Source organism: Micromonospora sp. I033 (assembly GCF_053890995.1).
Genome location: NZ_JBSSLX010000068.1, coordinates 1 through 20,405, shown reverse-complemented (window position 1 = coordinate 20,405; position 20,405 = coordinate 1). Strand labels below are relative to the sequence as shown.

The following is a 20,405-nucleotide window of genomic DNA, read 5'->3' as shown; positions in this document are numbered from 1 at the left end:
GGTCTCGGCATAAGCTTGCCGACATGGCCACTGCCGCGCCGCTCTTCGCGTTCGAAGTCCGCTACGTGATCGAGCTGATCCTGCTCGTCTTCGCCCTGGTCATCGAGGGAGTGGCGCTGGTGCACGCGATCACCCAGCGCTCCGACGCGTTTCCCGCGATCGGCACGCTGCCCAAGGGCGGGTGGATCGCCATCCTCGCGGTCTGCCTGGTGCTGACGCTGCCGGCCTTCGGCTTCGGCCCGCTGAGCATCTTCGGCCTGGTCGGCATCGCCGCGGCCCTGATCTACCTGCTGGACGTCCGGGTCGGGTTGCGCGACCTGCACGACGGCCGGGGCTCCTGGTGAGAGGTTTCCGCTGGCCCCCGCCGCCGGACGGCGGCCCCCGCACCTGGGGCCCCGGCCCCGGTGCGCCCCGCACCGGCCGGCCGGCCCTGCCCGACCCGGAGACCGAGCTGGTCACCACGCCGCACGGCGTACGCCTGGAGCGGCTGGTCACCGGCGCCGGTGACCCGGTCACCGTGTTCGCGCACGGGCTGGGCAACGGCATCGCCACCACCCGCCCGTTCGGCAGCGGGGTAACCGGTCGGCGGATCTTCTTCCAGTTCCGCGGGCACGGCCGTTCCGACTCGCCGCCCGGCCCGTGGAGCTACCTGGACCTGGCCCGCGACCTGCGGGCCGTCGCCGACCTCGGCGGCGCCACCCGGGCCTTCGGGGCCAGCCTCGGCGCCGGCGCGCTCTGCCGCCTGCTCGTCGAGAGCCCGGAACGCTTCGAGAAGCTGGTCTTCTTCCTGCCGGCCGTGCTGGACACCCCGCGCGGCGAGGTGGCCCGCGCCCGGCTCACCGACCTGCTCGACGCCGTGGCCGACGGGGACGCCTCCGCGCTGGCCGACGTGGTGTCGCTGGAACTGCCCGCCTCGGTGCGCAACACCCCGGCCGGCTGGGCCTACCTGCGGCAGCGGCTCGACCAACTGCTCCGCGACGGGCTCGCGCCGGGCCTGGCCGGCCTGCCCGAGCAGGCCCCGCTGCGCGACGCCGGGGTGCTCGCCGCGGTCACCGCGCCGGCCCTGGTGATCGGCTGCGCGGGCGACGACCTGCACCCGGTGGCCGTCGCCGAGCAGTTGGCCGCCGCGCTGCCCCGGGCCTCCCTGCACGTCTACGACCGGCCGGGCGTGCTCTGGACGGAACGCGCCGACCTGCGGGAGCGGATCTCGACGTTCCTCAACGGGTAACGTCGGCGCTCATGGGCGTCACACACCACGGCCGCACCCACCGCCTCGACCTCGCCGACCCCACCCTGCGGGAGTGGCGGTGCACGGTGCTGGCGGCCGATCCCGAGCAGGGCATCGTCCTGGACCGATCGGCCTTCTACCCGGGCGGCGGCGGGCAGCCGCCGGACCACGGGGTGCTGCTCTGGCAGGGGGTGCAGACGCGGATCGTGGGCACCCGCAAGGGCGACGACCTCTGGCTCGTCCCGGCCGAGGGTGACCCGGTCCCGCCGGTCGGCACCGCCGTCGCCGGCGCGGTCGAGGACACCCGGCGGACCATGCTGATGCGCACCCACTCCGGCCTGCACGTGCTGTGCGGTGTGGTGTTCCGCGACTTCGGCGCGCTGGTCACCGGCGGCAACATGGAACCGGGCGGGGCCCGGATGGACTTCAACCTCCCCGAGGTGCCGCCGGACTTCAAGGCCCGGATCGAGGACCTGGTCAACGCCGAGGTGGCCGCGGACCGGTCGGTCGCCGTCCGGGTGCTGCCCCGGGCGGAGGCGCTCGCCCTGCCCGACATCATCCGTACCCAGTCCAACCTGATCCCGCCGGACGAGCAGGAGGTGCGGATCGTCGACATCGTCGGCCTGGACGTGCAGGCCGACGGCGGCACGCACGTCGCCTCCACCGCGCAGATCGGCAAGGTCCAGGTGGTCAAGGTGGAGAGCAAGGGCCGCGCCAACCGCCGGGTACGCGTCCGCCTCGCGGACTAGGCAGCGGAGCCGTCTGGTCGACTGAGGCCGGTTCAGCGCGGCAGGTGGGCCGCCCGCACGTCGAGCAGCCACCGCTCCACGGTCTCCTCGTCCGGGCGCTCCGGTAGCGGGGTGCGGATCCGGGCGAAGTCCTGCTCGGCCGCCGCCACCAGGGCCTCCGCCTCGGCCAGCGCGCCGCCGGCGACGCGCTCGCCGAACGCCCGGAACCACTCCGGGTCGGCCAGCCGGATCTCCAGCACGCCGGTCGCGTAGAGCACCCGGCCCTGGTGCAGCAGCCGGGCCAGGTGCCGGGCGTGCTTCGCCGATCGCAGCCGCCCGCCGACCTGCGACGACTCCAGCTCGTCGCGTCTGTCGCCGCGCCGCGACCTGGAGCCGTCGGCGTCCCGCGTGGTCAGCTTGCGGAACTGCTGCGTCGCGTAGCCGAGGTAGGCGTCCCGCACCCGGGGCGCGCTGAGGAACGCCGCGCGGATGCCGATCAGCCGCTCGCCGAACCCGGTGCGGGTCTCGTAGCACTCCTCGGGCAGCCACATCAGCTCGGTGGCGGTCGGGTTGCCGCTCAGCGCGAGGCGGGCGTACTTCGCGCACTCGTGCAGGGTCACGTCCGGATCGGTCGTCACGACGGACTCCCGGGGCGGGTGCAGGCCGTGGAAGGCGACCGTGGGCGCGGCGAAGACGCCGATCCGGTCCACGTCCGAGCCCGGCCCGGCCAGCCCGTACGCGACCGAGCCGACGATCCCGGAGAGCAGCAGGTGCATGCCGGCCATGATGGCTGACCCGGATCATCCTGGAAACCGGACTACCGATGTCAGGTATCGGTGCCACGGTGGTGACATGACCACACCGCTGACAGGGAAGATCGCGCTCGTCGCCGGTGCGACCCGGGGCGCCGGCCGGCAGATCGCCGTCCAACTGGGCGCCGCCGGAGCCACCGTCTACGTCACCGGCCGCTCCACCCGGGAGCGCCGCTCCGAGATGGGCCGGCCGGAGACCATCGAGGAGACCGCCGAGCTGGTGACCGCGGCCGGCGGCACCGGCATCGCCGTCGCCGTCGACCACCTCGACCCCGAGCAGGTCCGCCGCCTCGTCGCGCGGATCGACGCCGAGCAGGGCAGGCTCGACGTGCTGGTCAACGACGTCTGGGGCGGCGACCCGCTGATCACCTGGGACCGGCCGGTCTGGGAGCAGCCCCTGGACGCCGGCTTCCGGATGCTCCGGCTGGCCGTCGACACCCACATCGTCACGAGCCACGTCGCACTCCCGCTGCTGATCCGCAACCCCGGCGGCCTGGTGGTCGAGATCGGCGACGGCACCAAGGAGTACAACGACACCGAGTACCGCGTCTCGCTCTTCTACGACCTGGCCAAGGTGTCGGTGAACCGGCTCGCCTTCAGCCAGGCGCACGAACTGGCTCCGCACGGGTGCACGGCCGTCGCGCTCAGCCCCGGCTGGCTGCGGTCGGAGGCCATGCTGGAGCACTACGACGTCACCGAGGCCAACTGGCGCGACGCGGCGGCCGGGCAACCGCACTTCGTCATGTCGGAGACGCCGGCCTTCGTCGGGCGCGCGGTGGCCGCGCTGGCCGCCGACCCGGACCGGGCCCGCTGGAACGGCAAGTCCGTGGACAGCGGCGGGCTGGCCCAGGTGTACGGCTTCACCGACCTCGACGGCAGCCGCCCGCACTGGGCGCGCTACTACGAGGAGGTGGTCCGGCCCGGCAAGCCGGCGGACGCCACCGGCTACCGCTGACCGTCGTCCGCGTCGTCCGCGTCGTCCGCGTCGTCCGCGTCGTCCGCGTAGAGCGCGGCCGCGCGGCGGGCCGCCGTGGCGAAGCGGGCGCGCAGCTCGGGCGGGTCGAGCACCTCCACCTCGGGCCCGAGCGCCAGCAGTTGGGTGTACGCCACCTCGACCGACTCGACGGGCAGCCGGAGCACCACCCGGCCCTGCCCGTCGGGCCGGCCGGCGGCGGCGACCGCCTCGGCGTAGACGAACGGGGCGTCGGCGAGGTGCCGCAGCGCGCGCAGGCCGGCCGGGCTGAGCCGCACGGTCACCTCGGCCCGGAGCATGTCCCGCAGGAACGCCTCGGCCTGCTCCCGCCAGTACGCCCCGAGGTCGAAGCCCTCGTCCCGCTCGAAGCCCTCCCCGCTCACGTCGACGCCGACCACCCGGTCCACCCGGTACGTCCGCCACCCGTCGCCGACGCGCCCGACCAGGTACCAGACGCCGTTCTTCAGCACCAGCCCGTACGGCGCGACCGACCGGGTCACCTCCCGGTCGCCGCGCCGGTAGCGCAGCTCGACCAGCCGGTCCCGCCAGACCGCCCGGGCCAGCTCGGCCAGCCACGGCGGCGGGCCGGACTCCCGGAACCAGCCCGGCACGTCCAGGTGGAACCGCTGGCCGGCGCGGGCGGGCGCGTCCCGCAGGCTCGGCGGCAGCGCGGCCAGCACCTTCAGCTCGGCGGCGGCCACCGCGTCGGCGAGCCCCATGTCGCCGGCCGGCCCGGGCAGCCCGGCCAGGAAGAGCGCCTCCGCCTCGTCCCGGGTCAGCCCGGTCAGCCGGGTCCGGTAGCCGCCGAGCAGGCGGTAGCCGCCGGCCCGGCCGCGGTCGGCGTACACCGGCACCCCGGCGGCGGAGAGCGCCAGCACGTCCCGGTAGACGGTGCGCTCGGAGACCTCCAGCTCCCGGGCCAGCTCGGCGGCGGTCATCGTCTCCCGCGACTGGAGCAGCAGGATCAACGAGATGAGCCGGGACGCGCGCACCCGCCCATTGTGCGCGCGGCCGTTAGGCTCCTTGATCGTGGACGCACCCCGCCTCGCCGCGCCCGTGACCGGCGCCGTCACCCGTTTCCTCAGCGGCGCCGGCCTGCTGCTGCGCGGTCTCGGCCTCTACGTCCGCAGCCCGGGGCTGATGCTGCTCGGGATCGTGCCGGCGCTGATCTCCGGCGCGCTCTTCGTGGCCCTGTTCGCCGCCCTGCTGTACTTCGTGGACGATCTGGCCGGGCTGGTCACCCCGTTCGCGGACGACTGGTCGGAGACCTGGCGCAGCCTCGTCCGGGTGGTGGCCGGGCTGGCCGTCGTCGGGCTGGCCGGCCTGCTCGGGGTGCTCGCCTTCACGGCGGTCACCCTGGCGATCGGTGACCCGTTCTACGAGAAGATCTCCGAGCGGGTGGAGGAGCGCCTCGGCGGCACCCCCGGCGCGGTCGAGGTGCCGTTCTGGGCCTCGGTGCGCCGCAGCATCCTGGACTCGCTGCGCCTGGTGGCCATCTCCGCGCTGGTCGGCGTACCCCTCTTCGTGGCCGGCTTCATCCCGCTGATCGGGCAGACGGTGGTCCCGGTGGTCGGCGCCCTCGTGGGCGGCTGGTTCCTCGCCCTGGAGCTGGTCGGCGCGCCCTTCTACCGGCGCGGCATGCGGCTGCCGGAGCGGCGGTCGTTGCTCAAGGCGGACCGGCCGACCACCCTGGGCTTCGGGGTGGCGGTCTTCCTCTGCTTCCTGATCCCGCTCGGCGCGGTGCTGGTCATGCCGGCCGCCGTCGCCGGCGCCACCCTGCTGGCCCGCCGGTCGCTCGGGCAGTCCGTCGTCGAGGAGAGGTGACATGGAGACCGTCCTGATCGAGGGGGACATCACCGCGCAGCAGGTCGACGCGATCGTCAACGCGGCCAACTCCTCGCTGCTGGGCGGCGGGGGAGTGGACGGGGCGATCCACCGGAAGGGTGGCCCCGCCATCCTGGAGGAGTGCCGGGCGCTGCGCGCCTCCCGCTACGGCCGGGGCCTGCCCACCGGCCAGGCGGTCGCCACCACCGCCGGCCACCTGCCGGCGCGGTGGGTGGTGCACACCGTCGGGCCGGTGTTCTCCCCGCGCGAGGACCGGTCGGCGCTGCTGCGCGACTGCTACGCCAACAGCCTCCGGGTCGCCGACGACCTGGGCGCCCTGAGCGTCGCCTTCCCGCTGATCTCCGCCGGCGTGTACGGCTGGCCGGTCGAGGACGCGGTGGCGCAGGCGCTGGCCGTGCTGCACGCGGCCACCCCGGTGAACGTGACCGAGGCCCGGCTGGTGCTTTTCGGCGCCGACACCTACGCGACCGCCGTCCGGGTCGCCGCCGGGCGCTAGGCCAGCTCGCGCAGGCAGGACCACTGGCTGCCCACCGGCCGGTAGCCGAGCCGGGAGTTGATCGCCAGCATCGGCGCGTTCGCCTCGTCGTTCGACGTGTACGCGGTGCGTACCCCGGACGTCGCGGCCCGGTGCAGCGCGGCCCGCTTCGCCAGCCGGGCCAGCCCCCGGCCACGGTGCCCGGGAATCGTGCCGGTGAAGTCCGACCACATCCGGTCGCCGTCCCGCTTGACCAGACTGACGGCGACCAGCGCGCCGTCCACCTCGACCACCGTGCTGGCGTTCCGGTCCAGCCCCGGGTTGTCCCAGACCTCGTGGCGCCAGATGTCGTAGCCCAGCGCGTCCGTCGGGACGTCGCCCGGCTCGTCCAGCGACGCCTCGGCGTCCACCCGGTGGATCCGGCGCGGATCGACCTCGGTGGCCGAGAGCAGCCGTACGCCGGGCGGCGGCTCGGGCATCGGCGGGGCGGGCCGGAGGTCGAGCGCGGAGTAGCGCAGCTCGCGACTGGGCGTGAAACCGTGCCGGCCGGCGAACGGCAGCGACCCGGGCTGGGACCAGGTGAGCAGCCGCTGCGCGCCGATCAGGCGCAGGTGGCCGAGCGCGGCGTCCAGGAGGGCCGTGCCGATTCCCCGGAGCCGGTGCTCCGGGTGGACGTGCAGGGTGGAAATCTCCCCGACGTTCGCCGCCGAGGTGTGGCTGTTCCGGTACGCCGATACCCACCCGACCACCTGCCCGTCCGCCTCCGCAACCCAGGCCGCCCAGTCCTCGGCGGGCGGCGGCTCGGCGATCATGCGGCGGGTCGACTCGACGCCACGCAGCAGGTACGGGTGCACGATGCTACGCAGCGCCACGACACCCGGCGCGTCGTCGGGGCGGGCACGTCTGATCAGGTCCTCGGTCATCCGGCCGACCCTAGAACCGTCGCCCGTCACCGGCCACGGGTTTATCGGGGCGGGGCGCTCAGCCCACCTCCGTCGGGACCGCGGCGACCGCCTCGACCTCGACGAGCTGGTCCGGGTAGCCGAGCACGGCCACCCCGAGCAGCGTGCTGGGGGGATCGTGGTCGCCGAACGCGTCCCGGACGACCTGCCAGACGGACACCAGGTCCTCGCGGTCGCCGCTGGCCACGTAGACGGTGGTCTTGACGACATCGGCGAGTCGGGCGCCGGCGGCGGCCAGGGCGGTCTCCAGGTTGGCCATCACCTGCCGGGCCTGGGCGGCGGGGTCGCCCGGCGCGACAGTCCGCCCCTCGGCGTCCAGCGGGCAGGCCCCGGCCGTGTAGACCAGGCGCGCCGGGGACGGGAGCTCGGCCGCGTAGGCGTACTCGGCGACGTCGGACAGTTGGGGCGCGCGGATCAGGCGCAATGTGCCGGTCACCGGGCGACCCTAGCGCCGGTCGCGCCGGCCCGCGACGCGATATGCGGCCTGCCTCCCGAGCGGTCTCCCGCAGTCGGGGAGCAGGCCGCTCGGGACGGGGCAGACATAGATCAGATGCTTGGGTACTGTGCGCGTGCTGGGTTCGTCACTGCACGGGGGCGAGTGACCTCGCCGCGTTGACGGCTGGGACTTGAAGTGAGGAAGAGGTAAGGCATGCGTGTGCTGTCCAAGGCTGCGATGGTCGGTGTGGCCGGGGCCGCGGTGGCGGCGACCTTCGCCGGCGTCGCGCTCGCGGCGGGGGACGACGTCCCGACGGAGACCAACGGCGGCTCCATCGTGGAGGACTTCAAGTACCCGGGTGCGGCGGCCATCCTGGCCGAGCAGAACATCGAGCTGATCTCGGGCGACGGCCACATCGTGCTGGCCGACTGCGACACCCCCGTCACGGGCGACGTCGGCCTGATCAAGGTCTGGACCACGGAGCCGATCGGTCAGACCAGCACCGGCCTGGTCTGCTTCAAGGCGCTGGCGTCGACCGGCCGGCTCGACCTGAAGGTGCCGGGGGTCTACGAGATCCGGGGCGACGGGCAGACCTCGACCTCCGGCCACAACGGCACGGCGACCGTCACCACCGACGCCGGTGTGAAGACGACCAAGGAGCTGGACCCGAACGGGAGCACCCAGTTCGGCATCGGCGAGGGCGGCGAGGAGCCGACCACCCTGCTCCAGCTGACCGTCAAGCCGTGAGCTGACCGGCGGCCGTCCCGGGACGGCCGCCGCTCGTCCACCAGACGCACGTCACGGCCGTGGCCGCGTACCAGGTCTCGGTACGCGGCCACGAGTGTCTTCACGACGAGGGCGAGCGGAACGCTCGCCGATCCAATGATCCACACGAGATTCCCAGCGGTCGGGCCCAGGGCGCCCGACCGCCCTGGGCGCATGCCCGATGTCCGCACTCACGACAGGTACGGGGAGAACTGTGAGCAGATGGAGGAGGCCACCGGCCGGCCGGATGACCGGCCGGATGGCGGTGGCGGTCACGACCGTCATGTCGGTCGTGCTAGGACTGGCCGGCGCGTCGCCGGCTCGCGCTGAGGGAGAGACGTCCACCACGGTCGACCGCGCGCTGGTGGTGACGGCCTGGCGGCTCGGTGGTCCCGAGGTGCGGGCGGCTGCGGAGAAGGCGCTGCTGGGGTCCGATGCCGACGTCCAGGCGTTTCTGAGTACCACCTGGGAGCAGCGTCGCCAGGTCGACGAGCGGATCGCCGTCAACCAGATGATGGCGACCGGCGGGCCGGCAGTCAGGAGCGCCGCCCAGACGGCTCTCGATTCGACCGAGAGCAACTACCGGGAGTGGTTCCTGGACTCCGGGTGGCATGGCCCGTGGCGTACCGACCAGCGGGTCCGGATCAACCAGATGATGGCCGCCGGGGGCACCCAGCTGAGGGCGGCGGCGCAGAAGGCGCTCGACAGCAACGACGACGACGTCTACCAGGACTTCGTCGACTCGGGCTGGCGCGCACCCTGGGAAGCCGATCTACGGATCAGGGTGAACCAGATCATGTACGGGGGCGGCCCCGAGGTGAAGGCGGCCGCCCAACGAGCCCTCGACACCGGGACCCCGGAAGCGCTCACCCAGTTCGTCGACCACGAGTGGGAGGTGGCGTCCGCCAGGGATCAGGAAACGGCGACGATCGCCGACCTGGCGAGCGCCGCGACCACCGCGAGCCAGACGGCGTCCCGTGAGACCCAGGCCGCCAAGGAGGAAGCGGAGAAGGCAGCGGCCGAGGCGGCAGCCGCGCGGGCAGCAGCCGAACGAGCCAGGGAGGCCACGGCGAGTGCCCAGGGCAACGCCCAGGCGGCGGCCGCCGCGGCCAAACAGGCGGCCATCGCGGCCGACAATGCCGCCGACGCCGCCAGCGAGGCGGTCGGTGCCGCGAACGCCGCCAGCGCTGCGGCACGCATCGCGGCGGGCGCTGCCTCCCGCGCCGCGTCGGCCGCCTCCCGCGCTGGTCAGGCGGCCTCCAAGGCGTACCGGGCGGCGGCCGATGCCGCAACGGACGCGAACAAGGCCAGTGCCGCCAGGGTCGCCGCTCAGAACGCACGAAACATCGCGGTCGGCGCGAAGAAGGCGGCCGACGCGGCCGCTGCCGCGGGCGACGCCGCCAAGCAGGCGGGACTCGCGGCCAAGGCGGCCTCCTCGGCCGGCGATCACGCGACTGCCGCCGCTCAGGCCGCAGAGCAGGCCGGCAAATATGCCGAACAGTCCGGTGCGAACGCCGCGGAGGCGATGGCGGCGGCGGCTGCCGCGCAGGCAAGCGCCGACCGCGCGAATCGGGCGGCGCGCGCGGCGAGCGCGTTCGCGGACGCCTCCGCGGCGGCGGCCTACAAGGCACGAGACGCGGCCAACAAGGCCGTGGCGGACGCCAACAGCGCGGCTCAGGCCGCGGACGAGGCCGCCGAGCACGCGGGCGAGGCAGCCTATGCCGCGGAACGATCGACCGCCCATGCCAACGCGGCGACCGCAGCGGCACAGGCTGCGGTGAACGCGGCGAACGAGGCGAAGGCGGTCTACGACGCCGCCCGAACCGCGGAGGCCGAGCGGATCGCCACCGCCGCCCAGCAGGCCGATCAGGCCGCGCTAGCAGCAGCAGTCGAGGTGACTCGTCAACAGTCGAGGGTCAGTCTGGAACGGGAGCAGGCCGCCCAGCGCTCGGCCGAGACGAACCGTCTCATCGCGGAGGCGACCGCTCCGGCTACGGATCCCGCTCTCGCCGTCGCGGACGCCCGCAAGGTCGCACTCGCTCTGGCCCGATCCGAGGGGCAGTGGACCAGGGCCGCCGCGCTCGAGGCACTGGGCGGCAGCGACGCCATGGTTCTCGAGTACGTGCGTACCGGCCTGCCGCAGGCGGCCGCCCAGGACGACCGTAGGACGCTGGCCGATCTGGCGCTGAGCGGCACCGACTCGATGAACACCGCGGCCCAGGCCGCACTCGCCGGGTCGGACGCCGATGTCGCGGAGTTTCTCCGGACCCGGAACTATCCGGGCCGGGAGCAGGACGACCGGCTGGCTGTCAACAACATCCAGGCGGAGGCTCGGGAGGCCGGCAACACGGTCGTCGTGCAGAAGGCGCAGGAGGCGCTGGACGCCGGCACCGGTCAGGCGCTGGCCGATTTCCTGGCCACCGGCCAGTACCAGGCCGAGTCCATGGACGCGCGGGTCAAGGCGAACCAGATCCTGGCCGATCCGGCCTCCGGTCCGGAACTGAAGGGGGCAGCCCAGGCCGCCCTCGACGGTCCTCCGGCACTCCTCAACGAGTTCCTCCGGTCCGGCCGGTACACGGCTGCCCAGCACGACTACGACAGCGCCACGCACAACGCTGTCGTGTCCGGCCTCCTGGCAGAGGCTTCCCGGGCGGCGGCAAGTGCCGTGGCGGACGCGCAGGAGGCGCAGGTCGTCGCCGCGAAGGCCCGGGGTGACGCGGCGCTCGCCGCCACCTACGCCGAACAGGCCAAGCAGTCCGCGATCGATGCCCAGGGATTCGCCCAGCAGGCGTTGAACTCCGCCAACGAAGCTGAGCAGTCTGCCCAGAAGGCGGCGGCGTCGGCGGCAACGGCCAAGGACGCGGCAGCCAGGGCGAACGCCTCGGCGAACGAGGCGACCAGGTCCGCCGTCTGGGCGCAGGCTTCCGCCACCCGGGCCCGGAAGTACGCGGCGGACGCCTTCGCCTCGTACAAGCGGGCGTACGACTCCGCCGTGGCCGCGGGCAAGGACTCGATCGCGGCCGCGGCTGCCGCGAACGAGGCCCTCGCCGTCGTCAAGCAGAAGATGACGGAGGAGGAGAATGCGCGGATCAGCAGCGAAGCGCTGAAGTGCGCGGCCAAGTACCCGCTTGATCTCCCGGCCTACGAGCAGCTCCGCAAGGAATGTGTGGCCATCGGCAGTGCCACAGCCCCCGACATCGTCAAGCGGATGCTGGTCTTCGGGGAGACCTGCGGACACCTCTACCGGCAGGGTACGGAGGCGCACAAGAACTGCCTCCACGACGTGCTGAACCCAGAGTTCATCTACAACCGTCAGATCGAGATCGCCCAGCCCATCATCGACGCAGGCGTGAAGGTCATGATCGGCTTTCTCGGGCTCGAACTGGGCCTGCTGTGCGCCGTGCTGGAACCGTGCGGGCTCTTCCTCATCGCGAACAGCCCGGAGTTCGGCGCGCTGTACGGCGAAGCGGCGCTCCTGGGAGCGTACGGAACGGCCGGTACCGCCGCCGGTATCCGCGCCGCCGGAATGCTCGAGCGTATCGGTGCCCAGGCCGAGGCGGACGAAGCCGCTCTCGCCCGGATCACGGCGGCAATGAATCGCCCGCCTGGTGGGAACGGGTTGGTCCTTCCCCCGGGCTGCACCCAGGCGACGTTCGATGATTCGATGGGTCTGCTGCGTCAGGCGGTGCAGGAGAAGGGTTACAACGGCGAGCTGATGCTGCATGGCAGTCGGGTCGGCGGGACGCCCAGGGCCAACTCGGACTTCGACTTCGCGATCCGGGTCTCCGACGCCGAGTTCAATCGCATTGTCCAGGCCCGTCTCGCCACGTTGAAGCCGGGAAGCAACCGTTGGCAGACGCTTCAGCACGCCATCGAGACCGGTAAGGTCCAGCGAGGCGAGATCGGCCTCAGCGGCATCGGCAGGCAGCTTGAGAAGTCGCTGGGCGTTGAGGTCGACATCTCGGTGATTCGCATCGGCGGCCCCTTCGATGTCGGACCGTGGTACGCAGTGGGAGGCTGACGTGACGATCGACGTGACCGAGGAATACGACGAGTGCCGTCTCTTCGTCGACGGGATCGGCTCGGCCGAGGAGGCCGCGGAGCAGCTGACGCGCTCTCAGGGCTATCAACGTGTCGACCAGTCGTTGCGGGTGACGGACGGAGTCTGGGCCGCGGTCAGGAGGAACAAGTCCCTGCCCCGGGAGGCAGGGGCGGACCTGATCGCCCGGACGCCGGCGTTCCTGACCTGGCCGATCACGGTCGAGGTCAGCCGGGACGACGGCGTCCACGACGCGGCCATGCTCGCCGCCGTTCGGAAGCTGGTCGCCGATCTGCGGGAGATCGGCGGGGAGGTCGTCGTCGCGGCCGACTTCGAGGACGAGATGTGACGGTTTTGGCGAGGCTCTCCCGGCCGTAGCTGAACGTGTGCCCGCCATCCGCAGGGATGGCGGGCACGCCTCGTCTCGGCCGTCGGCTACGCCGACTCGCGGACCACCAGCTCGGTGGGAAGCATCAGGGCCTGCTCGACCTGCTCGCCCGCGGCGATCCGGAGCAGCTGCCGGGTCATCGCCCGCCCCAGTTCCACGATCGGCTGCTTCACGGTGGTCAGCGGCGGCTCGGTGTACGCCGCCGTCTCGATGTCGTCGAACCCGATCACCGCGACGTCGTCCGGCACCCGCCGGCCGGCCTCCCGGAGGGTGCGCAGCGCCGCGTGCGCCATCAGGTCGGACGCCGCGAAGACCGCGTCCAGCTCCGGGTCGGCGGCGAGCAGTTGCCGCATGGCCGCCGTGCCGGACTCCCGGGTGAAGTCGCCGTACGCGACCAGCTCCGGCAGGCCGGCCGCGGCGACCGTCTCCCGGTAGCCGATCAGCCGCTCGATGCCGGCGACCATGTCCTGCGGCCCGGCGATGGTGGCGATCCGCCGCCGACCGTTCGTGATCAGGTGCCGGACCGCCTCGGCGACCCCGCCGACGTGGTCCACGTCGACGTACGGCACCTCGGCGCCGTCGAGCGGGCGGCCGCTGCACACCACCGGGATGCCGAGCCGGGCCAGCCGGCCGGGGAGCGGGTCCTCGCCGTGCAGTGAGGCGAAGAGCACGCCGTCGACGTGCCGCCCGGTGGTGTACCGCTCGACGCGTTCGTGGCCGGCCGGCGAGCCGGCCAGCATGAGCACGAGCTGCTTGTCCGCCGCCTCCAGCTCCTGGGCCGCGCCGCGGATGATCCCCGGGAAGACCTGGTCGTCGGAGAAGACCCGGGTGGCCGCCTCGGGCATGACCAGCGCGACCGAGTCGGTGCGCTGGGTGACCAGGCTGCGGGCGGCGAGGTTCGGGACGTACCCCAGTTCCTCGACCGCCCGGCGCACCGCCTGCTGGATCGGTTCGGCGACCGTGGTGGAGCCGTTGACCACCCGGGAGACCGTGGCCCGGGACACCCCGGCCCGTTTGGCCACCGCCTCCAGGGTCGGCCGCTGTGCCGTCGTCATCCCCGTCACCACCACCTCGTCACAGCCCGTTCCGGGAGATCACCTCCTGGTACCAACGGGCACTTTCCTTCGGTGTGCGCCGCTGGGTCAGGTAGTCGACGTGGACGATCCCGAACCGCTTCCGGTAGCCCTCGGCCCATTCGAAGTTGTCCAGCAACGACCATACGAGATAACCGCGCAGGTCCACGCCGCGGGCGACGGCCTCGTGCACCGCGCGCAGGTGCCCGTCGAGGTAGCCGACCCGGTCGGTGTCCGCCACCCGGCCGGTCTCGTCTATGTTCCGGTCCGGGAAGGCCGCACCGTTTTCCGTGATGATCAACGGTAGTCCCGGGTAGTCGGTGGCCACCCGCTCCAGCAGCCGGGTCAGGCCGGCCGGCTCGATCATCCAGCCCATGTCGGTGAGCGGCCCGACCGGCGGCAGGAACTCGACGCCACCCTCGGTGCCCGGGTACGCGTCGCTCCCGGCGCCGCCCGCCCGGCCCGCCACGTAGGTGGGGGAGTAGTAGTTGATGCCGAGCAGGTCGATGGGCGCGGCGATCACCTTCTCGTCACCGTCCCGGATGAAGTCCGGCTCGACGAACCGGCTGACCTGGGCCAGCACGTCGTCCGGGTAGCCGGCGCCGGTCAGCGGGTCCAGGAAGATCCGGTTCTGCAGGCCGTCGACCAGCCGCACCGCGGCGGCGTCCGCCGCGCTGCCGGCGTCCGCCGGTCGCACGTCGGCCAGGTTCAGGGTGATCCCGACGGCCTCCGCGCCGGCCGCGCGCAGCGCCCGGGCCGCCAGGCCGTGCCCGAGCAGCAGATGGTGTACGGCCCGGAAGGCCGCCCCCGCGTCCCGCCGGCCGGGCGCGTGCACCCCGTTGCCGTAGCCGAGGTACGCCGCGCACCACGGCTCGTTCAGCGTGGTCCAGGTGCGGACCCGGTCGCCGAGGCGCTGGTGCACGGCGAGGGCGTAGTCGGCGAAGTGCTCGGCGGTCTCCCGGGCGGGCCAGCCGCCCCGGTCCTCCAGCGCCTGCGGCAGGTCCCAGTGGTAGAGCGTGACGAACGGGTCGATGCCCCGGTCCAGCAGGGTGTCCACCAGCCGGTCGTAGAAGTCCAGGCCGCGCGGGTTGACCGGGCCGGTGCCGTCGGGCCGGACCCGGGGCCAGGCGACCGAGAAGCGGTACGCCCGCAGCCCCAGCTCCGCCATCAGCGCCACGTCCTCGGCGTACCGGTGGTAGTGGTCGCAGGCCACGTCGCCGGTGTGCCCCTGGAACACCCGGCCCGGCGTACGGCTGAAGGTGTCCCAGATGGACGGGGCGCGGCCGTCCTCCCGGACCGCGCCCTCGATCTGGTACGCGGCGGTGGCCGCCCCCCAGACGAAGCCCTCGGGGAATCGGAGTCCCGTCACGCCTTCACCGCACCTTCCATGATCCCGCCGATGATCTGGCGGCCGAACGCGACGAACACCAGCAGCAGGGGCAGGGTGGCGATCGCCGTCCCGGTGAACACCTGCGACATGTCCTGGTAGTAGCCGTCGGACAGGGCCCGCAGCGACAGCTGCACGGTCGGGTTCTCCGGATCGTTGAGCACCGCGTACGGCCAGAGGAAGTCGTTCCAGGTGGTCATGAAGGTGAGCAGGCCGAGCACCGCGGCGGCCGGGCGCAGTGCGGGCAGCACCACGTTCCAGTAGATCCGCGCGGTGTTGCAGCCGTCCATCCGGGCCGCCTCGATCAGTTCGGTGCTGACCGCCTGGCCGGCGTACTGGCGCATCATGAACACTCCGAAGCCGGTGACCAGCGCCGGCACGATGACGGCCGGCAGCCGGTCGTTCCAGTTCAGCTTGGTCATCAACAGGTAGAGCGGGATCACACCGAGCTGGGTGGGCACCATCATGGTGGCCACGATGACCAGCAGCAGCGCGTTGCGCCCGCGGAAGCGCAGCTTGGCGAAGGCGAACCCGGCCAGGGTGGAGAAGAAAACCACGGAGACGGTGACCGTGCCGGCCACGATCGCGGAGTTGATCAGACCGGTGAGGAAGTAGGCGTCGGTGTTGGCGAACAGCCGGGCGATGTTGGCGCCGAGGTTGCCGCCGGGGGTGACCGGGGGCGGGACCTGCCCCATCGCGTCGCTGGTCCGGCTGGCCACCACGAACATCCAGTAGATCGGGAAGATCGACATGACGGCGGTGAGGGCCAGCGCCAGGTAGGTGAGCCGGCCGGCCGACCAGAGGCGGGTCATCGGGAGTCCTCCTTGCGGGCGCCGCCACCGAGCCGGCGGAGGAGCAGGACGTTGACGGCCGCGACCACCGCGATGAGCGCGAAGAGCAGCCAGGCGATCGCCGAGCCGTAGCCGAAGTTGTAGTGCGGCGCGAAGGCGTTCTCGAACATGTACATGGTCACCGTCTGCGACTCGCGCAGCGGTCCGCCGCGGATCGCGTTGGTGCCGGAGTTGAAGAGCCGGGGCTCGGTGAAGAGCTGAAGGCCGCCGATGGTGGAGATGATGACCGCGAAGATGATCGTCGGCTTGAGCAGCGGCACGGTGATCGACCAGAACTGCCGGGCCCGGCCGGCCCCGTCGATCGCGGCGGACTCGTAGAGGTCGCGGGGGATGGCCTGCATGGCGGCCAGGAAGATCAGTGCGTTGTAGCCGGTCCACCGCCAGTCGACCATCGTGGAGATGGCCACCCAGGAGGCGAGCCGGTTGGCCTTCCAGTCGATCGCGTCGACGCCGACGTGGCCGAGCAGCCAGTTGATCATGCCGAAGTCGCGGCCGAAGAGCACCGCGAAGACGATCGCCACCGCGGCGGTCGAGGTGACGTTCGGGATCAGCACCGCCATCCGCCAGGTGGTCCGGGCCCGGAGCCGCCGGTTGAGCAGGTTGGCCAGCCAGAGCGCGAGCAGCAGCTGCGGGACCGTGGAGATGACGAAGATGCCGAGGGTGTTGACAACCGAGTGCCAGAAGTCGGGGTCGCCGAGCAGTTGGCTGTAGTTGTCGAGCCCGACGAAGGGGTGCTCGGCGCCGAGCAGGTCCCAGTCGTGCAGCGAGACCCAGAAGGTGTAGGCCAGCGGGTAGATCCCGAAGACGCCGAAGATCAGGAAGAACGGGGCGATGTAGAGGTAGGGCGAGTATCTCGTGTCGAACCGGCTGAGCCGGGCGCCCCGGGAGGGGCGGGTGGTGCCGGGTGCCGGTAGGACCGGCGGGCGGGCGTCGAGCTGGACTGCCATGGCCCGGGACTCCTTTCCGCCGCGCGGGCGGCACCCGTCACCGGGAGCCGCCCGCACGCCTGGCTCGGGTTACTTGGCAGCGGCCTTCTTCGCGTTCGCGACCGCGTCGGTCCAGCCCTGCTCCGGGTTGCGCTTGCCCAGCTCCACGGTGCGGACGGCGTTCTCCACCTCGGTGCGCACGGCCTGGTTCTTCGGGCCCATGTAGACCGGCTTCAGGCTCTTGGCGCCCTCGGCGAAGATCCTGCCGACCGGGGCCGCGGAGAAGTACGCGTTCGTCGAGTCGACGATCGCCGGGTCGGCCAGCGCCTGCGGGGAGGAGGGCAGCGGGCCCTTGGCCTTGAACGCGCCGATCTGCCCCTTGGCGCTGGTCAGGAACTTCGCCAGCTCGATCGCCTCGGCCTGGTGCTTGCCCTGCTTGGGCACCGCGAGGAAGGAACCGCCCCAGTTGCCGCCGTTGCCGGGGACCTGGGCGATGTCCCACTTGCCCTTGGCGCCCGGGCCGGCGTTGCCCTCGATGACCCCGGTCATCCAGGCCGGGCAGGCGATGGTGGCGAACTTCGACTGCTTGAACGCGGAGACCCACTCCTCCGACCACGACCCGTACCGGCCGGACAGGCCGGAGTCGATGATGTCCATGGTGGTGTCGTACGCCTGCCGGACCGCCGGGTTGCTGTCGACGACCAGGTTGTCGCCGGTGTCGTAGTAGCTGTAGCCGGTGGTGTTGCCGGCGGTCTGGAGCAGGATGGTGTTGAACGTGTTGGTGGCCGCGTCGAGGAACGCGGCGCCGGTGTTCTTCGCCTTGAACTGCTCGCCGACCTTGATGTAGTCGGCCCAGGTGGGCCAGAGCTTCGAGACCGCCTCGCGGTCGGTGGGCAGGCCGGCCTTGGCGAACAGGTCCTTGCGGTAGCACATGGCCATGCCACCGACGTCGGTGCCGAGGCCGATGAGCTGCTTGCCGTCGGCGGTGAGCCCCTGGTTCCACTTCCAGTCCAGGAAGTTGCCCTTCAGGTCGGCGGCGCCGTGGTCGAGCAGGTTGACGAAGTTCTGCGGGTTGGCCTTGTACTCGACCAGCAGGCCCTCCTCGATGGCGACGATGTCGCCCGCGCCCTTGCCCGCGGCGAGCCACTGGGTGAGCTTCGGCGAGTACTCGTCCAGGTTGCTGCCGGTGCCCCGCTCGACGATCTTCACGTCGGGGTGGCTGGCCATGTACTCCTTGTAGAGCTCCGCGTAGCCGAACTGGCCGAAGACGTCGACGGTGAGCGTGACCGGGCCACCGGCGGCGGCCTCGTCGTCACCGCCCCCGCAGGCGGTGGTGCCCAGCAGCGCGGTGGTGGCGACCAGGGCCACCGCGGCCAGGCGGCGGCGCGTGAAGGTGACCATCTCTTATCTGACCCCTCTAGGCGTATCGGGTGGTGGCGGGTGGTTCCGGAACTGAGAGAGCGCTCTCACGACAGGGTGGTGGCTGCCCTCGACCCTGTCAAGAGAGCGCTCTCAGAGCGTCCGGAAAAAGGCGGAGAGCGGCGTTCCCGGGGAAACGCCGCTCTCCGCCCGATGTCGTCGAAGACCCCCTGGCGGGTCAGCCCACCCGCAGCCCGTCGAGCAGACGGCGGTCGCCGGCGACCCCGAGGGCGTCGAAGCTGATCCGGCCCATCACCGCGAGCAGCAGGTCGCTGGCGGTGCCGGTGACCTGCACCCGGGCGTGGTGGTCGTCGTGGTCGAGGATCGTCGCGGTGTCCAGGAGCGCCATGCCCTCGCCGCGCAGCCGCAGGTACCAGTCCTGGGCGGCGTCGCTGGCGGTCAGCTGGACCACGCCGTGCCACTGGCCGGGCTGGATCCGTCGGCCCGCCGGCAGCCAGGTGTCCAGCACCTCGCTCACCCCGTCGGCCGCGAGCTTGGCCTCGATCGGCCCGCCGGCGCCGATGGCGAGCTGGGCGTCCCAGCGGTGCACCGCGGTCTCGTGCGCCATCCGGCGGGGCCAGAAGGCCGCCTTCTTCGGCTGCGGGGCGAAGTTCCAGGCCGGGGCCTCGGGGTCCAGCCCCTCGAAGAGCGAGAGCAGCCGCTCGTACTCCTGGCCGTACCACTGGGCCGGGGTCAGGCCGGCCGGCGGCTCCGGGTCGTGCCGTTCGGGCCGGGTGGTCGTCCCGGCGGTCAGCACCGTGCGGGCCCAGACGTAGACCCGGGTCAGGTGGTGGGCGAGGTCGGAGACCGTCCAGCCGGGACACGACAGCACCGGTGTCTCGGGGGGCGCCTCCGCGACGGCGGCGGCGAAGGCGGGGCCCTCCGTCCGCAACGCGCCGATCCAGAAGTCCTTCGTGCCGTGCAGTCTGCTCATCGCCATCCTCCCGGGGGTGACCGGGCCACCAGTGGGTGCCGCGGCTACCCCTCAGCCTAGGGTGAAGGGCGTGTCAGACGTCTACGCCGAACCGACGACCGGAGCCGACCCGACCGACCCGGCCACCCTGGCGCGCTACACCACGCTGCGCCTCGGCGGCCCCGCCGGCCGGTTGGAGATCGCCACCAGCGCCGACGACATCGTCCGCACGGTGCGGGAGGCGGAGGCGCGCGAGCAGGCCGTCCTGCTGCTGGCGGGCGGCAGCAACGTCGTGATCGGCGACCAGGGCTTCCCCGGCACCGTCGTGCTGATCCGCTCCCGGGGGTTCCGGGTGGTCGACGAGGACGCCGACACCGTCACCGTACGGGTCGAGGCCGGCGAGCCCTGGGACGACTTCGTCGCCGCCACCGTCGAGCGGGGCTTGTCGGGCCTGGAGTGCCTCTCCGGCATCCCCGGCTCGGCCGGCGCCACCCCGATCCAGAACGTCGGCGCGTACGGCCAGGAGGTGGCCGAGACGATCACGGCGGTCGAGGCGTACGACCGGACCCACCGCACCGTGGTCCGGATCGCGGCGGCGGACTGCGGGTTCGCCTACCGGGGCAGCATCTTCAAGTACAGCGACCGCTGGGTGGTGCTCTCGGTCGACTTCCGGCTCACCCGCTCCCCGCTCTCCGCCCCGGTGCGCTACGCCGAGCTGGCCCGGGCGCTGGGCGTCGAGGTGGGCGACCGGGTGCCGCTGGCCGAGGCCCGGGCCACCGTGCGGCGGCTGCGCGCCGGCAAGGGCATGGTGCTCGACCCGCAGGACCCGGACACCTGGTCGGTGGGCTCCTTCTTCACCAACCCGGTGCTGGAGCGGGAGGCGTACGAGCTGCTCCGGGAGCGCGCCGCCGACCTGGGCGAGCCGCCGTCCTGGCCCTGCCCGGACGACACGGTCAAGGTCAGCGCCGCCTGGCTGATCGACAAGGCCGGCTTCGGCAAGGGGTACGCCGGCCCCGAGGGTGTCGCCATCTCCACCAAGCACACCCTGGCCCTCACCAACCGCACCGGCGCCGCCAGCACGGCCGCCCTGATCGCCCTCGCCCGCGACATCCGCGACGGCGTCCACACCCACTTCGGGGTAACCCTCCACCCCGAACCCGTCCTGATCAACCTGTCCCTTATACA

At 72.6% G+C, this 20,405-nt stretch carries 20 protein-coding genes; 10 read left to right on the top strand and 10 right to left on the bottom strand.

Annotation, left to right across the window (positions count from 1 at the left end; translation table 11 throughout):
• Positions 1-23 precede the first annotated feature (23 nt).
• From ACW0Q9_RS14220 to ACW0Q9_RS14210, 3 genes are read left to right on the top strand one after another with little or no spacing between them, the layout of a single operon-like run.
• Positions 24-344 (top strand): DUF2516 family protein, encoded by a 321-nt coding sequence (locus ACW0Q9_RS14220; protein ID WP_456181396.1) that lies wholly within the window; start codon positions 24-26, stop codon positions 342-344.
• Positions 341-1,228: an alpha/beta fold hydrolase gene (locus tag ACW0Q9_RS14215; protein WP_456181394.1), complete on the top strand. Its 888-nt coding sequence runs from the start codon at positions 341-343 to the stop codon at positions 1,226-1,228. The genes ACW0Q9_RS14220 and ACW0Q9_RS14215 overlap by 4 nt, the downstream gene beginning before the upstream one ends.
• Before the next feature lie 11 nt (positions 1,229-1,239).
• On the top strand, positions 1,240-1,977 hold the full coding sequence (locus ACW0Q9_RS14210) for an alanyl-tRNA editing protein (protein WP_456181392.1): 738 nt from the start codon (positions 1,240-1,242) through the stop codon (positions 1,975-1,977).
• 32 nt (positions 1,978-2,009) lie between these two features.
• Here the strand turns inward: ACW0Q9_RS14210 and ACW0Q9_RS14205 are convergent, their stop codons facing one another.
• Positions 2,010-2,732, bottom strand: a complete 723-nt coding sequence (locus tag ACW0Q9_RS14205; protein ID WP_456181416.1) for a nucleotidyltransferase domain-containing protein — start codon at positions 2,730-2,732, stop codon at positions 2,010-2,012.
• A 76-nt stretch (positions 2,733-2,808) separates the two neighbouring features.
• On the opposite strand from ACW0Q9_RS14205, the gene ACW0Q9_RS14200 reads away from it, so the two are divergent.
• Positions 2,809-3,723 (top strand): SDR family oxidoreductase, encoded by a 915-nt coding sequence (locus tag ACW0Q9_RS14200; protein ID WP_456181390.1) that lies wholly within the window; start codon positions 2,809-2,811, stop codon positions 3,721-3,723.
• Here the strand turns inward: ACW0Q9_RS14200 and ACW0Q9_RS14195 are convergent.
• The gene (locus ACW0Q9_RS14195) at positions 3,714-4,733 is read right to left on the bottom strand and encodes a helix-turn-helix transcriptional regulator (protein ID WP_456181388.1); all 1,020 of its coding nucleotides are present in this window, start codon (positions 4,731-4,733) and stop codon (positions 3,714-3,716) included. The two genes, ACW0Q9_RS14200 and ACW0Q9_RS14195, sit on opposite strands and share 10 nt — an antisense overlap.
• Before the next feature lie 37 nt (positions 4,734-4,770).
• On the opposite strand from ACW0Q9_RS14195, the gene ACW0Q9_RS14190 reads away from it, so the two are divergent.
• The gene (locus ACW0Q9_RS14190) at positions 4,771-5,565 is read left to right on the top strand and encodes an EI24 domain-containing protein (RefSeq protein ID WP_456181386.1); all 795 of its coding nucleotides are present in this window, start codon (positions 4,771-4,773) and stop codon (positions 5,563-5,565) included.
• Position 5,566: 1 nt separating this feature from the next.
• The gene (locus ACW0Q9_RS14185; RefSeq protein ID WP_456181384.1) at positions 5,567-6,082 is read left to right on the top strand and encodes an O-acetyl-ADP-ribose deacetylase; all 516 of its coding nucleotides are present in this window, start codon (positions 5,567-5,569) and stop codon (positions 6,080-6,082) included.
• On the opposite strand, the gene ACW0Q9_RS14180 is transcribed toward ACW0Q9_RS14185, so the two are convergent.
• A complete protein-coding gene (locus ACW0Q9_RS14180) occupies positions 6,079-6,984 on the bottom strand; it encodes a GNAT family N-acetyltransferase (protein ID WP_456181382.1) in 906 nt (301 codons plus the stop codon). The genes ACW0Q9_RS14185 and ACW0Q9_RS14180 overlap by 4 nt on opposite strands.
• Before the next feature lie 58 nt (positions 6,985-7,042).
• Positions 7,043-7,459, bottom strand: a complete 417-nt coding sequence (locus ACW0Q9_RS14175; protein WP_456181380.1) for a RidA family protein — start codon at positions 7,457-7,459, stop codon at positions 7,043-7,045.
• 213 nt (positions 7,460-7,672) lie between these two features.
• Here ACW0Q9_RS14175 and ACW0Q9_RS14170 point away from each other — a divergent pair, with 213 nt between their 5' ends.
• The 3 genes from ACW0Q9_RS14170 to ACW0Q9_RS14160 all read left to right on the top strand — a co-directional run bounded on the left by ACW0Q9_RS14170 (position 7,673) and on the right by ACW0Q9_RS14160 (position 12,612).
• Positions 7,673-8,206 carry a hypothetical protein gene (locus ACW0Q9_RS14170; RefSeq protein WP_456181378.1) on the top strand — a complete coding sequence of 178 codons (534 nt, stop codon included), beginning with the start codon at positions 7,673-7,675 and terminating at the stop codon, positions 8,204-8,206.
• Positions 8,207-8,471: 265 nt separating this feature from the next.
• Complete coding sequence (locus tag ACW0Q9_RS14165; RefSeq protein ID WP_456181376.1) at positions 8,472-12,245, top strand: ALF repeat-containing protein; 3,774 nt, start codon at positions 8,472-8,474, stop codon at positions 12,243-12,245.
• A gap of 1 nt (position 12,246) precedes the next feature.
• A complete protein-coding gene (locus ACW0Q9_RS14160; protein ID WP_456181374.1) occupies positions 12,247-12,612 on the top strand; it encodes a hypothetical protein in 366 nt (121 codons plus the stop codon).
• Positions 12,613-12,698: 86 nt separating this feature from the next.
• Here the strand turns inward: ACW0Q9_RS14160 and ACW0Q9_RS14155 are convergent, their stop codons facing one another.
• The 6 genes from ACW0Q9_RS14155 to ACW0Q9_RS14130 all read right to left on the bottom strand — a co-directional run bounded on the left by ACW0Q9_RS14155 (position 12,699) and on the right by ACW0Q9_RS14130 (position 19,241).
• On the bottom strand, positions 12,699-13,706 hold the full coding sequence (locus ACW0Q9_RS14155) for a LacI family DNA-binding transcriptional regulator (RefSeq protein WP_456181372.1): 1,008 nt from the start codon (positions 13,704-13,706) through the stop codon (positions 12,699-12,701).
• Positions 13,707-13,725: 19 nt separating this feature from the next.
• Positions 13,726-15,093, bottom strand: coding sequence for a GH1 family beta-glucosidase (locus ACW0Q9_RS14150; RefSeq protein WP_456181370.1), 1,368 nt, complete (start codon positions 15,091-15,093; stop codon positions 13,726-13,728).
• Positions 15,090-15,923: a carbohydrate ABC transporter permease gene (locus ACW0Q9_RS14145; protein ID WP_456181368.1), complete on the bottom strand. Its 834-nt coding sequence runs from the start codon at positions 15,921-15,923 to the stop codon at positions 15,090-15,092. Before ACW0Q9_RS14145 ends, ACW0Q9_RS14150 begins: the two co-directional genes overlap by 4 nt.
• Positions 15,920-16,909: a carbohydrate ABC transporter permease gene (locus ACW0Q9_RS14140; RefSeq protein ID WP_456181366.1), complete on the bottom strand. Its 990-nt coding sequence runs from the start codon at positions 16,907-16,909 to the stop codon at positions 15,920-15,922. The genes ACW0Q9_RS14145 and ACW0Q9_RS14140 overlap by 4 nt, the downstream gene beginning before the upstream one ends.
• 69 nt (positions 16,910-16,978) lie before the next feature.
• Entirely contained in the window at positions 16,979-18,289 is a 1,311-nt protein-coding gene (locus ACW0Q9_RS14135) for an ABC transporter substrate-binding protein (protein WP_456181364.1), read from the bottom strand.
• A gap of 196 nt (positions 18,290-18,485) precedes the next feature.
• Positions 18,486-19,241: a maleylpyruvate isomerase family mycothiol-dependent enzyme gene (locus ACW0Q9_RS14130; RefSeq protein ID WP_456181362.1), complete on the bottom strand. Its 756-nt coding sequence runs from the start codon at positions 19,239-19,241 to the stop codon at positions 18,486-18,488.
• Between the two features lie 127 nt (positions 19,242-19,368).
• Here ACW0Q9_RS14130 and ACW0Q9_RS14125 point away from each other — a divergent pair.
• The coding region (locus tag ACW0Q9_RS14125) for a UDP-N-acetylmuramate dehydrogenase (protein ID WP_456181414.1) at positions 19,369-20,405 on the top strand (1,037 nt) is incomplete at its 3' end.

Excerpts from the sequence above, each read along its gene's own strand:
- ACW0Q9_RS14140 (WP_456181366.1), bottom strand. The coding sequence starts at position 16,909 with ATGGCAGTCCAGCTCGACGCCCGCCCGCCGGTCCTACCGGCACCCGGC.
- ACW0Q9_RS14155 (WP_456181372.1), bottom strand. The coding sequence starts at position 13,706 with ATGACGACGGCACAGCGGCCGACCCTGGAGGCGGTGGCCAAACGGGCC.
- ACW0Q9_RS14220 (WP_456181396.1), top strand. The coding sequence starts at position 24 with ATGGCCACTGCCGCGCCGCTCTTCGCGTTCGAAGTCCGCTACGTGATC.
- ACW0Q9_RS14205 (WP_456181416.1), bottom strand. The coding sequence starts at position 2,732 with ATGCACCTGCTGCTCTCCGGGATCGTCGGCTCGGTCGCGTACGGGCTG.
- ACW0Q9_RS14145 (WP_456181368.1), bottom strand. The coding sequence starts at position 15,923 with ATGACCCGCCTCTGGTCGGCCGGCCGGCTCACCTACCTGGCGCTGGCC.
- ACW0Q9_RS14210 (WP_456181392.1), top strand. The coding sequence starts at position 1,240 with ATGGGCGTCACACACCACGGCCGCACCCACCGCCTCGACCTCGCCGAC.
- ACW0Q9_RS14130 (WP_456181362.1), bottom strand. The coding sequence starts at position 19,241 with ATGAGCAGACTGCACGGCACGAAGGACTTCTGGATCGGCGCGTTGCGG.
- ACW0Q9_RS14165 (WP_456181376.1), top strand. The coding sequence starts at position 8,472 with ATGACCGGCCGGATGGCGGTGGCGGTCACGACCGTCATGTCGGTCGTG.
- ACW0Q9_RS14180 (WP_456181382.1), bottom strand. The coding sequence starts at position 6,984 with ATGACCGAGGACCTGATCAGACGTGCCCGCCCCGACGACGCGCCGGGT.
- ACW0Q9_RS14185 (WP_456181384.1), top strand. The coding sequence starts at position 5,567 with ATGGAGACCGTCCTGATCGAGGGGGACATCACCGCGCAGCAGGTCGAC.
- ACW0Q9_RS14170 (WP_456181378.1), top strand. The coding sequence starts at position 7,673 with ATGCGTGTGCTGTCCAAGGCTGCGATGGTCGGTGTGGCCGGGGCCGCG.
- ACW0Q9_RS14200 (WP_456181390.1), top strand. The coding sequence starts at position 2,809 with ATGACCACACCGCTGACAGGGAAGATCGCGCTCGTCGCCGGTGCGACC.
- ACW0Q9_RS14135 (WP_456181364.1), bottom strand. The coding sequence starts at position 18,289 with ATGGTCACCTTCACGCGCCGCCGCCTGGCCGCGGTGGCCCTGGTCGCC.